Source organism: Candidatus Desulfosporosinus nitrosoreducens (assembly GCF_030954495.1).
Classification (GTDB): Bacteria; Bacillota; Desulfitobacteriia; order Desulfitobacteriales; family Desulfitobacteriaceae; genus Desulfosporosinus; species Desulfosporosinus nitrosoreducens.
In genome coordinates, this window is record NZ_JAVHUW010000033.1 from 45,449 (window position 1) to 58,230 (window position 12,782).

Annotated in this window: 10 protein-coding genes; all 10 read left to right on the forward strand. The window is 44.9% G+C overall.

Going from position 1 to position 12,782, the window contains the following annotated elements; genetic code table 11:
* The first annotated feature begins 14 nt into the window (after nucleotides 1–14).
* Nucleotides 15–2,072, forward strand: coding sequence for a potassium-transporting ATPase subunit KdpB (gene kdpB / locus REC12_RS05050; RefSeq protein WP_308892723.1), 2,058 nt, complete (start codon nucleotides 15–17; stop codon nucleotides 2,070–2,072).
* Between the two features lie 16 nt (nucleotides 2,073–2,088).
* The gene (kdpC, locus tag REC12_RS05055; RefSeq protein ID WP_308892724.1) at nucleotides 2,089–2,667 is read left to right on the forward strand and encodes a potassium-transporting ATPase subunit KdpC; all 579 of its coding nucleotides are present in this window, start codon (nucleotides 2,089–2,091) and stop codon (nucleotides 2,665–2,667) included.
* 152 nt (nucleotides 2,668–2,819) lie between these two features.
* A complete protein-coding gene (locus REC12_RS05060) occupies nucleotides 2,820–5,507 on the forward strand; it encodes an ATP-binding protein (RefSeq protein WP_308892725.1) in 2,688 nt (895 codons plus the stop codon).
* A gap of 9 nt (nucleotides 5,508–5,516) precedes the next feature.
* A complete protein-coding gene (locus REC12_RS05065; RefSeq protein ID WP_308892726.1) occupies nucleotides 5,517–6,200 on the forward strand; it encodes a response regulator in 684 nt (227 codons plus the stop codon).
* 145 nt (nucleotides 6,201–6,345) lie between these two features.
* On the forward strand, nucleotides 6,346–7,623 hold the full coding sequence (locus REC12_RS05070; RefSeq protein ID WP_308892727.1) for an alkyl sulfatase dimerization domain-containing protein: 1,278 nt from the start codon (nucleotides 6,346–6,348) through the stop codon (nucleotides 7,621–7,623).
* Between the two features lie 105 nt (nucleotides 7,624–7,728).
* Nucleotides 7,729–7,917, forward strand: coding sequence for a hypothetical protein (locus REC12_RS05075; RefSeq protein ID WP_308892728.1), 189 nt, complete (start codon nucleotides 7,729–7,731; stop codon nucleotides 7,915–7,917).
* A 110-nt stretch (nucleotides 7,918–8,027) separates the two neighbouring features.
* Nucleotides 8,028–8,702, forward strand: coding sequence for a PdaC/RsiV family protein (locus REC12_RS05080; protein WP_308892729.1), 675 nt, complete (start codon nucleotides 8,028–8,030; stop codon nucleotides 8,700–8,702).
* 618 nt (nucleotides 8,703–9,320) lie between these two features.
* Nucleotides 9,321–9,746, forward strand: coding sequence for a universal stress protein (locus REC12_RS05085; RefSeq protein WP_308892730.1), 426 nt, complete (start codon nucleotides 9,321–9,323; stop codon nucleotides 9,744–9,746).
* Between the two features lie 59 nt (nucleotides 9,747–9,805).
* Entirely contained in the window at nucleotides 9,806–11,449 is a 1,644-nt protein-coding gene (locus REC12_RS05090; RefSeq protein ID WP_308892731.1) for an MBL fold metallo-hydrolase RNA specificity domain-containing protein, read from the forward strand.
* A gap of 327 nt (nucleotides 11,450–11,776) precedes the next feature.
* Nucleotides 11,777–12,727, forward strand: coding sequence for an MraY family glycosyltransferase (locus tag REC12_RS05095; protein ID WP_308892732.1), 951 nt, complete (start codon nucleotides 11,777–11,779; stop codon nucleotides 12,725–12,727).
* Nucleotides 12,728–12,782 lie beyond the last annotated feature (55 nt).

Sequence of the window (12,782 nt, forward strand, 5' to 3'; positions counted from 1 at the left end):
TTGGAGGCTATACCATGCAAGAAAATGTGAGCCATGAGGCTAGGAAGACTTCCTCTGGGAGTATTAACTCAGCAATGCTCGTAGAAGCAGTCAAAGACGCTTTTAAAAAATTAAAGCCCTCTCTGATGTGGCGCAATCCCGTTATGTTTGTCGTAGAAATAGTGGCTGTGTTAAGTACCTTTTTCGTGCTGAGGGATTTGTTGAGCGGCGCTAAGACCTTAGGGTTTAACAGCCAAATTGCCCTTTGGCTATGGGTAACCGTGATATTTGCCAATTTTTCCGAGGCTATCGCCGAGGGAAGAGGCAAGGCCCAGGCCTCAGCCCTGCGGAAAACGAGAAGTGAAACCTTAGCCAAAAAGCTCGACGGAGAAAAACCGGTGCCTGTTCCTGCCCCGGATTTGCGCAAAGGGGATGTTGTTCTGGTGGAAGCCGGGGACGTTATTCCCGGTGACGGCGAAGTTGTTGAAGGAATTGCCTCGGTTGACGAAAGTGCTGTTACAGGAGAGTCGGCTCCCGTCATTCGTGAATCCGGCGGTGATCGAAGCTCTGTTACGGGTGGAACTAAGGTTTTATCCGATTGGATTAAAGTGAAAATAACGGCTAACCCGGGGGAAACCTTCTTAGACCGCATGATTCATTTGGTGGAAGGAGCCCAACGGCAAAAAACACCGAACGAAATCGCTTTGACAATCCTGCTGTTAGGGTTGACTATTATCTTCTTACTTGCCGTTGCCACCCTTGAACCCTATGCCATCTATTCAGGGACCATCGTAGCCGTCCCCGTACTTGCAGCCCTGTTAGTCTGCCTGATCCCCACGACCATTGGCGGCCTGCTTAGCGCCATAGGAATTGCCGGAATGGATCGTTTATTAAAACGCAATGTGTTGGCGATGTCCGGACGGGCCGTAGAAGCAGCCGGTGACGTTAACGTTTTGTTGCTCGATAAAACGGGAACAATCACCTTGGGTAACAGAATGGCGACAGAATTTATTCCAGCGCCGGGGGTAGCTGCCGAAAAACTGGCGGATGCCGCTCAAATCTCCTCTCTGGCTGATGAAACCCCGGAAGGGCGCAGCATTGTTATCTTAGCCAAGGAGAAATACAATTTACGGGAACGTGATATTCACAGCCTGGGAGCCACCTTTCTCCCCTTTAGCGCCCACACAAGAATGAGCGGCGTCAACCTGGAGGGACGGGAAATCCGCAAAGGGGCGACGGATGCTATCGAGAAATACGTCCGTGAACAAGGCGGGATTATGCATCCCGAGGTTATTGCCACTGTCGAAGATATTGCGAAAAAAGGAGGTACCCCCTTGGTTGTCGCCGAAGGAGCCCAGGCTTTAGGGGTTATTTATCTCAAAGACGTGGTAAAAGGCGGGATTAAAGAGCGATTTGCCCAACTGCGGAAAATGGGCATAAAAACCGTGATGATCACAGGCGACAATCCCCTGACGGCGGCTGCTATTGCGGCAGAGGCAGGAGTCGATGATTTTCTCGCTGAGGCCACTCCCGAAGCAAAGCTTAAGCTGATCAGGGACTACCAAAGTAAAGGGCACCTCGTGGCGATGACAGGGGATGGGACCAACGACGCGCCGGCCCTTGCTCAGGCGGACGTGGGGGTAGCCATGAACAGCGGGACTCAGGCTGCCAAAGAAGCGGGAAATATGGTTGACTTAGACAGCAACCCCACGAAACTTATTGAGGTTGTGGAAATCGGCAAACAGCTTTTAATGACCAGAGGGTCGCTGACAACCTTCAGTATTGCCAATGATGTGGCTAAATACTTTGCCATCATTCCGGCCCTCTTTTTTGCCACCTATCCGCAATTAAAGGTCTTAAACATTATGCATCTCGCCACACCCCAAAGCGCCATCCTGTCAGCGGTCATCTTCAACGCCTTAATTATCATTGCCCTGGTGCCTCTCGCTTTGCGGGGCGTCAAGTATCAGCCTCTTGGAGCTAACATCATCCTCAGAAAAAATCTTTTGTTTTATGGTTTAGGAGGTTTGCTTGTTCCCTTTATCGGGATTAAAATGATTGATTTGCTGATTTCTGCTCTAGGCTGGGCTTAAGAAGGGGGTGTCACGAATGCTAAAGCAATTTATTAAAGGTTTTGCCATGCTGCTTGTGCTGACAGTTCTGACCGGGATTGCTTATCCCTTGGTCGTAACAGGCCTTGCTCAGTTGTTTTTCCCTCGCCAGGCGAACGGATCTGTTGTTTATAACAACGGGCAGGCAGTCGGGTCCCAAGTTATCGGCCAGAATTTCTCCGCTTCCAAGTACTTTCAGTCCAGGCCCTCGGACGCGGGGAAAGACGGTTACGATGCCACAGCTTCAAGCGGCTCTAATTTAGGGCCGACGAATCAAGACCTTCTTCAGGACGTGGCCGAACGTGCCGCCACTATTCGGCAAGCCAATGGCTTAAGTCCCAATCAGGCTGTTCCCGCGGATTTAGTGACTGCTTCGGCCAGTGGCCTCGACCCTGATATTACCCCGGAGGGGGCTATGCTTCAGGTTCCCAGGATCGCGAAATTAAGAAATCTTCCTCTTGAAACAGTCCAAAATCTCGTACAGAGAGATACAACCCCACGGCAGTTGGGTCTGTTCGGTGAGCCGCGAGTCAATGTCCTGCGCCTGAACCTGGATCTTGATAGTCTGATGAAATAACTTACCAGCCAAGCCATTGATTTATTCAATGGCTTGGCTGGCTTGTACTACCAGGGAGGATAAATTTCGTTTGTCCTGGTTTCTTTCAATATAAGGGCGGCTGGGTGTCACCTGCGCCAAGCAAGTTTTTTTTATTTTAGAGGGAGGATACCATGAACGAGAAAAGACGGGTTGATCCCGACGAACTTTTAGCGGATATACAGGATCAGTCCAAGGGCAAATTGACGGTTTTTTTAGGTGCGGCCGCCGGTGTCGGCAAAACTTACGCCATGCTGGAAGTTGCCCGGGAGAGACTTTCCGAAGGGATAAATCTTGTGGCGGGATGGGTTGAACCGCACGCGCGTCCCGAAACCATGGCCTTGCTGGAGGGGATTCCTAAGGTTGCCCCTAAAGACCTTGAGTATCACGGCAGAGTCTTGCAAGAGATGGACCTTGACGCGATTTTAGCGATCCGCCCTGAAATTGTCTTAGTGGATGAGCTTGCTCATACCAATGTCCCCGGTTCCCGGCATCTAAAACGTTACCAGGATATTGAGGAGCTCCTGGCGGCAGGAATTAACGTTTATACCACGGTTAACATTCAGCATCTGGAAAGCTTTAAGGATATTGTTGCTAAAATAACGGGTGTTACAGTGCGGGAGACGGTTCCCGATTCTATTTTAGAACATGCGAGATTACAACTCATCGATATTCCCACGGAAGCGCTTATCCAGCGCTTGGAAGAAGGGAAAATTTATGTTCCCCATCAGGCTAAACATGCCCTGGACAAGTTTTTCCGACCGGGTAATATCAATGCTTTGCGTGAGCTGTCCATGCGTTTTGCCGCGCAGAGAGTGGATCGCCAATTGGAATCCTATATGCGGGTTCATGGCATAGCGGGACCGTGGCCTGCCAGTGAACGGGTTATGGTTTGTATCAGTTCCAACCCTTTCGGTGAACGTTTGATTCGCATGGGCAGACGGATTGCGGAAGGCATGAAAGCCGAACTTCTTGTCGTCTACATTGAGACCCCTTCGAATTCCTTGAAAAGTGAAAAGCAAAAGGATCAACTGGCCAAAAGCTTGCATTTGGCCCAAGAATTGAACGCTGAAGTAATATCCTTAAGTGGTCATGATGTTGTCGAAGAGCTGCTTGAGGTGGCCCAAAACCGCAATGTCACTCAAATCATTATTGGCAAACCCGGCAAGCTTAAACTACAAGAGCGCTTTTTCGGCTCCATCGTCGAAAAGGTTCTCAGACAAAGCCAAAACATTAGTGTCCATGTCATACCGGGCGATGGCCCGAAGACTAAGGACGATCAGGAAGCAAAAAAGATTGGCCTCCGGAAGGCCAACGATCTTGTTCCTTATTTAGTTCCTCTGGCAGCGCTCTCCGTTATTACGGTCATAGCCTGGCTGGGCGGTTCCGATTTAGGCCTTGTCAACACGGCGATGCTCTATTTACTGCCCGTACTTTTAAGTGCCGGGCGTTATGGTAAAAAGGCCGGAGTTTTTACGGCGATTGTCTCCCTGATTACTTATGACTTTTTTACAATTCCGCCGGTTCTGACCTTTACCATTGCGGATTTGAGGTATCTGATCAGTTTTGCCATTATGATTCTTATAGGCTATTATCTCGGTAATTTATCGACACGGTTAAGAATACAACTTATTAATTCCCGGCAGCGTGAGTCGCAAACGGCGGCCCTCTATTCCTTAAGCCGCGAGATTGCAGCCGTTTCTAATTTAGATATCGTATTGGCAAGTGTAGTAAAAAAAGTTGCGGATATAATTGCCGGTGAGGTTGTCATCTTAGTCCCGGAAGCAAATGGGCAGTTAGCCTTGCGCGCTTCCTCAAACTCGAAAATTCCTTTTGAGGAAAACGAAAGGGCGGTAGCCACCTGGGTCTTTGAACATAATCAAATAGCAGGCAAAGGTACGGATACTTTAGGCGGAGCCCAAGGATTTTACCTGCCTTTAGTCTCCGAACAGGGAATTTGCGGAGTACTTGGAGTACAACTGCAAAGCTCGGAGAAGTATTTGCAGGCAGAAAAAAGGCGTTTGGTTGACGCTTTTGCGAGTTTAACGGCCTTGGCCATCGCCAGAATATCGCTGGTAGAAAAAGCCCGTGAGGCCCAACTGTTAAATGAATCGGAAAAACTCCGGACAGCATTGCTCAACTCTATCTCCCATGATTTGCGAACACCGCTGGCGTCAATGATCGGGGCTGTAACCAGTCTGTTAGAGAATGATCAGCTCTTCAATGAAACCTCCCGGCTGGATCTTCTGCAGACTATTAAAATCGGTGCTCTGCGCATGAATAAGTTGGTAAATAACTTGCTTGATATGGCCCGTTTGGAAAGTGATATGCTAAAATTAAACAAGGAATGGTGTGAGATCAGTGAAATTATCAAAGAAGCTGTCAAATATTTTGAGGAAAGTCTGGGGAACAAGCGGGAAATCCTCTGTGAGATTGCCAACAAGGAGTTATTAGTTAACGTAGACTTTATTTTGATGAAACAAGTTCTTGCCAATCTTTTGGATAATGCGCTGAAGTATTCTCAGCCGGACAGCCAAATTCTAATCAGTGTGAGAAATAATCAAAAACAAGTGGAGGTCTCGGTTCGGGACTGGGGTTTACCGATTCCCGCGGAGGATTTAGAACACATTTTTGATAAGTTTTACAGGGTTCGTTCCCCCCGCCAGATTAGCGGTACAGGTTTAGGCCTGGCGATTTCCAAAGGAATTGTCGAACTTCACGGTGGAACAATCCGTGCTGAAAATAACAGCGAGCCGGCAGGCGTGACTATTTTCTTTACAATCCCCCTGACGGAAATCCCCCCAAGTATTCCTGCAGAATAGGAGATTGCCATGAATGAGAAAGGGAAGCAAATACTTATTATCGATGACGAGCCTCAAATTCAGCGGCTTTTAAAGGTTTCGCTGTCTGTCCACGGCTACGAAGTATATGAGGCCAGCAATGCCCGGGAAGGTCTTGTGACGATGAACCAGGTGAAGCCGGATTTAATTATTTTAGATTTAGGTCTGCCCGATTCCGATGGTATTGACGTCCTGACGAAAGTGAGAGAATCTTCCAAAATCCCGGTCCTTGTCCTTACTGCCCGTGAGCATGAAAATGATAAGATCTTAGCTTTTGACTTAGGAGCCGACGATTATGTGACCAAGCCTTTTGGCATGGGGGAACTTCTGGCCCGGATTCGCAATGTTTTCAGGCATAGCAGTGATGCCGGCGAGGAAGAAGTTTTAAGATTCGGGAACATAACCGTTGATCAGGAGAACCGGGATGTAAGAGTCAATGGGAGCCAGGTCAAGCTGACGCCGACGGAGTATCAGCTACTGACCCTGTTAGCCCAAAACAAAGGAAAAATCCTTACCCACCACCAACTCCTGAGCACGATTTGGGGACCGCATACAGATTCCAATAGTCACTATTTAAGGATATATGTTGGGCAGTTAAGAAAGAAACTGGAACAAGATCCTTCGGAACCAATTCATATTATTACGGAACCCGGAGTGGGCTATAAGCTGGTGTAATATCTCCCGGTAATTTGAGGAAAAGGACCCCGTCGCTGTCAGGGTTTTGTCACCGGACTTTTAGCGGGGTTAAAGCATTACGGCAATTTATATTATGTGGTACACTTAACCAAGTCCGATTCCAAGCAAATGAGAGGTGTTATCAATGTTACGATCAGACGGAGAGCAATTATTAAAAGAATTTTCAGCGACAGCATACCCGCGTCAAGTGACAGAAATTATTCCCGGCCTTATTTATCATGTTATGGGGTATAGTATCAGCAATGCTGTTTTTATCATTGGAGAAACTTCCGTCATACTGATTGATACGCTGGATACTGATTATCGCGCCGAAGCTCTAAAGACCATTATTGCCGGGTATACCGACAAACCGGTCAAGACGGTCATCTATACCCATAGTCATCCAGACCACCTTGGTGGTGCCGGAGCTTTCCAGGACAGTGAACCGGAAATTATCGCTTTCGCCTCGTGCAAGCCGGTCCTTGGGCGAACGAATGCCTTGCAGGATGTGCTCAATCGGCGCAGTGTCAGACAATTTGGCTATGAACTCAGCAACGAAGAAGTCATTTCCGAAGGTATTGGTATTCGCGAGGGTATAGCTCAAGGCGAAGGGCAGAGGGCTTTTGTGCCGCCGACTACTATTTATAATGAAGAAAAAGTTATACGCGATATTGACGGTATTACCTTCGAACTTGCTGCAGCTCCCGGTGAATCCGATGATCAGATACTCATCTGGCTGCCGGCGCAAAAGGTACTTTGCTGTGGTGATAATTACTATAGTTGTTGGCCTAATCTATATCCCATACGAGGCAGTCAGTATCGAGATATCAGCACCTGGATAGACACTTTGGATAAATTGATCGCTTATCAGGCTGATTATCTTCTGCCAGGCCACACCCGTCCTATCAGCGGTAAAACGGAAATCGAAGTAACCTTAACGAACTTTCGCGATGCTATTGACTATGTCCTTACGGAAACCTTGAAAGGCATGAACCAAGGCCTGACCATGGATGAGGTGGCAGAAGCCGTCAAGCTGCCTGAAAAGTGGGCTAAGCTTCCTTATTTGGGTGAATTCTATGGTACCGTTGCCTGGTCCGTTCGCGGCATATATGCCGGTTATGTGGGGTGGTTTGACGGTAATCCGACCAAGCTCAATCCACTGCCGGCTCGAATTCGTGCCGAAAAAACTATTGCTTTAATGGGTGGTAAAGAGTCCGTCCTTTCTGCCGTCAGCCAGGCTCTAAACGACGGAGAAGCTCAATGGGCCATTGAACTTGCAGATATTTTAATCGCCGCGGATAGCACCGATAAACAAGCGAAACAATACAAAGCGCAAGGCCTTATCAGCCTTGCCCATCTGGAACCAAGCGCTAATGGCCGTCACTACTACTTGGCCTGCGCCAAAGAACAGCTCGGGGAATAAGTAACATTGGCTATATAGCCATAAGAGCCTGGGATACTAGACACATGTTAACTATCCGTATGGCATGAAAAATTCGTTGGCCTAAATTGGCCTAAAGAAGTGGGCGTGAAAACCATGGTTTTTTCACGCCCACTTCTTGTGCGTCAAACAAAGCAATTAATTGGTGATGAAAGTCTGCTGGGGGGCGTTGGAGCTGGCAAATTGTTTTGCGGTAAATTTGCTTTTAAGCGAATAAAGATGTCTATAGTATTATTTGGAAGAAATGTTAAATGTTTTGTAAATATATCACTTTAAAACTATGATACAATATTAGTTAAGCAGACGGGATATGGGATTATTTATAGGGAAAAGCTGCATAGAGAAAAAATAAGCTAATAATTGCTACATAAAGGAGATGCTTTTTTTTGAGAAAATTACCGGTTATAATATCGTTATGCTTATTACTCGAAGTCTTTGGCTGCTCTCCGGAGGTCTCCCAGTATGTAAGTAAGCAAAACTCTTCAAGCCATTTACAGGTTACAGAAGAGAGTATCAAGCAAAATAGCCAAGACATTACTTTCCCTCAGATCACAGGATTGGATGACCAGGCTAAAGAAAACACAGTCAATAATTTACTGAGAAATCAGGCAACTGAGTTTGTCAAATCAACGCTGCCGTGGCAAGATAAAACTTTTTATGGCCGATATAAAGTTCAATATCAGGATAAGAATATTCTTAGTGTTTATTATACTGAAAGTATAAATGCTGAGAAGGTTGCTCATCCGGCCAATATGACCAGTTCCGTGACGATCAATTTAAATACAGGAGAAAAGTTAACCTTGGATAATCTTTTTAAGGTTAATAGCGGATATTCGGCAATTCTTCTTCAGGATATGGAAAAACAAGTGAAAGAGAAGAATTTAAACCTCTTTGAAGCTTTGCCGCAACCAAGTGGAAATCAGGATTTTTATATAACAAGCACCTCATTAGTACTTTACTTCCAACCGGCTGTCTATACGCCTGATTACTATGGAGTTCTGGAATTTGCTATTCCTTTGGATTCTTTAAAAGAGCTGTTGAATACTGATCTGCTTACGTAATCTGTTAGCGTTTACTCTTACGCCGCTTCTGGGCAATGGCTTATTTGTTCCCACATTCCCTATTAATAGTAAAACAGATCCGGAAATTTACCTCGAAAGTTCTTTGGAATACGAATAACCAATTCTAACGGGTGAAAGAATTGGTAAAGCTTTATATATCCGCTTTGCTTTCTAAAGTTCTAAGGTATGTGAGGTTTTTATTAAATATCAGCATAATAAACAAAACCTTGGGCAGATTAAGCATGCTTAAACATATCTTCTCTCAAATTTTACTCTCATCAATAACGGCGATGAGAGTTTTTTTAAAAATAAATAGGAGCCAGGTGCCCCAAAACGGCAGTGACTTTGTCCTGCTAGTTGATAGTTCGGATTGACCGGGATAAAATGGTGTAATGAATGCTGTGATATTGGGTGCGAATTTTTAGCATGGTACGGATAGGGGAAACAACTTAAGCACAGTTTGAAAACAATAATTATTATGATATAATTACTGCAAATAAAGATATCGATATAGTAGGTACTATATCCTTTCTTTCATAATTTCCAAGTTGGTTTGGTGCTCCGCTGTAGAAACATTTCAATAATACTTAAATCCACAAACAGGAAGGGCTGATGACAATGTTTAAACGAATTTTGGTACCAACCGATGTTTCAGAGGCTTCACGCAAGGCTTTTCTTACGGCGCTACAGCTGGCAAGGCAATTTAACTCTGAAGTGGAACTTTTCCACGTTACCTATAATCCTGAGGCTTATTGGGGTTATACAGTGTCTTATGGTATTGTCGTGTCTCAGGAGCAGATTGACCAAAACGGAGAAGCAGCCTTGGAGGCAGCTTTAACAGGGATTGACGTGAGCGATATCTCCCTGTCTAAAAAGCATGTTTCAGGGCATCCCGCAGCGGCAATTATAGAAGAAGCTAAGAGGGACTTTGATCTCGTAGTCATGGGTAGCCGCGGTTATGGTCCTATCGCGGGCACTGTATTGGGAAGTGTAACTCAGCGAGTTCTCGGTCACACTCAATGCCCGGTACTTGTGGTAAAGTAGTAAACTTATAGGTACTTTTAACGACTCGCCTATTGAATACATTGAGGGGAATGATTATTTTGAATCTGACATTTTTGGGAGCAGCGCAGATGGTTACGGGTTCGTGTTATCTACTCGAAACCGGGGGCCATAAAATTTTAATTGATTGTGGTTTGTTTCAAGGAAATAAACATATTAAAGATAAAAATTACAATGAGTTTCCCTTTTCTCCTCAAGAGATATCCTTAGTTCTACTTACTCACGCTCATACTGATCACAGTGGCTTAATTCCCAAGCTCTATAAGAACGGATATAAAGGGCCGGTATATACCACACATGCTACGATTGAGTTATGTCAAATCATGTTGCCGGATAGTGGTCATATTCAAGAGATGGAAGTGGAGCGGAAAAACCGTAAATTAACTCGAGCAGGGCTGCCGCTATTGAGTCCTATTTATACCTCAGAGGAAGCCGCAGGCTGTTTGAAATACTTTAAAGGTGTAGAGTATAGGAAAAAATTAGAGCTTTTACCAGGCTTGGAAGTTTGTTTTCAGGATGCCGGTCATATTTTAGGGTCTGCTATGATTGAAGTATGGGTTACTGAAGGAGAACAAACTTTAAAATTTGTATTTTCCGGTGACATTGGCAACGCCCCGGAACCTTATTTAGAACAACCGGCTTGTATACCCGAGAGTGACTACATTATTATGGAGTCAACCTACGGCAATCGCATACATGGAGATACAAGCGACCGGCTAAATAAATTTAAAGAAGTTATCAATGAGACCTTTGCCAAAGGAGGAAACTTAGTGATTCCATCCTTTGCGATTGAACGCACCCAGGATCTTCTCTATTATCTGGAAATTTTGCACGATAATAAAGATATTCCTTCAGTAGATGTGTATATCGACAGCCCTTTAGCCGTGGAAGCTACGAAAATCTTTCAACACAGTTTAAAATACTTTAATAAAGAAACGCAAAACTTAATCAAGCAAGGTGAAAATCCGCTGAACTTGCCCAGATTGCATTTTAGTCTTACAGCTAAAGACTCTATAGCGTTAAATGAGATTAAAGGGAAAGCAATTATCATTTCAGCAAGCGGCATGGCTGACGCGGGAAGAATAAAACACCATCTTAAACATAACCTTTGGCGTCCTGAAGCGACAGTATTGTTTGTAGGTTACCAGGCAGAAGGCACTTTAGGCCGTCGGCTCCTAAGCGGAGAAAAAAAGGTAACAATTCATGGGGAAGAAATTTCGGTGAAAGCTAAGATTGAGAATATTGACGGTTTTTCGGCCCATGCGGACCAAAGAGGCCTTCTTAACTGGATTCGATGCAGTGGAACTCCTGCTCAGGGAATCATATTGGTCCATGGCGAAGAAGAGGCGCAGTCAACTCTGGCGGAGAAGATTAAAGCCCAAATTGATTTAGAGCCTTTGATTCCGTCGCTTGGAGAGACTTTTCAATGGAACGCAAGCGGCATGACACGCAGCTCGAAACCTTTGACTTCTGCCCCCCCATTAGCGGTTGAGACAACCGAGACGGTGCCGACGGCAGATCAGAATAAAGCTTTGAATAAAACGCTTGACGAAGCGTTAGCGGGATTAATGGACAAGGTTCATAAGCTATCTGAGAAAGAACGTCAACGGGAGAATTCATCGGATGCCTTACAAAATGTGCTTGAAATAAGCCGATTAGTAGATCACAAGCTTAATGGCTTTTGAAAAAGAGAATTTTTAAATTGATGGCGGAGAGATCCCTTTGACGGGACTCTCCGTTGTTTTAAGTAAAGGTTTGATCAAGATAATCATATCCGCCGGCTGGAATGCCCATCTGTGCCAGCTGTCAGATACTATCGTGGAACTGACGCCTGGTTTAAGAAAGAATTGCGAAGCGCTGTGAGTGACATGAAGTGTTTTTATTAGCTATCAATAAAAGGGTTCGGTCTAAAATCTAATTTCAATTATAGTTATGCAAAAGACGGGGAAGTGTTATAATAAGCTTAAATTAAGCTTGTCTGGCAGAAGAAGCTTTGGGGGTACATCTTTGCAATGAAGTATTTATTGGCTTTAGTGTTTGCTTTTCTAATTGTTTATTTAATAATACCTTATTTAAGGACATTATCCTTTAAATGGGGTTTTGTGGATAAACCAACAGGGAGAAAAAAGCATCAGAAGCCCATTCCTTTATTGGGCGGCATCGGTATATTTTTAGGATTCATTTGTGGCTATTTCACGTTTATAAGACCAATTGACAATAAATCCGCCTCTTTAATCATCGCTTCTGTGTTAGTTCTGTTGATCGGAATTCTCGACGACTGGTATAAAGCTCTTGGCAAAGAATTTCCGGCGTTCCCTCGGCTTGTGGTACATACCATTGCGGCTATAATTGTTTATTTCTCCGGCATAGTATTTTACGGCTTTACAAATCCGGTGACGCATCAATATATAATCTTGCCGGCGGCTCTGCAGTTTATTTTAAGTATAATGTGGATTGTTGGAGTAACTACAGTTATAAATTGGTCGGATGGCATTGATGGTCTTGCCGGGATCTTGTCGGCTATTGCAGGGTCAACGTTATTTGTTGTTGCTTTAGCAAAGGGTCAAAGCGGCTCGGCATTATTATCGGCTCTGGTTGTCGGCGTAGCCTTAGGTTTTCTAAGATACAATAAGCACCCTGCCCAAATATTTATGGGTGATTCCGGGGCAAACTTTTTGGGATTCATTTTAGGAATTATTGCTCTTGATGGGGCTTTTAAGCAAGCCACTTTAATTTCCCTTTCAATTCCGGTGCTGGCCTTGGGAGTACCTATTTTCGATAATTTGATTATTGTCGCAAAGCGGTTTTATAGAGGTGAGCCTATTTATAAGGCTGATGCGGGCCAAATACATCACAGACTGTTGTCTTCCGGACTTAGCCAAAAACAAACGGTGGCATTTATTAGTTTAATCAGTGTATGCTTCAGTTTGCTTTCCATTATTATTTTACTGCTGAAAGTCTAATGGTAATAATTAAAATCCCCCGTGTAGTGGAAGTCCGGGAACCAGCTGAATTTCG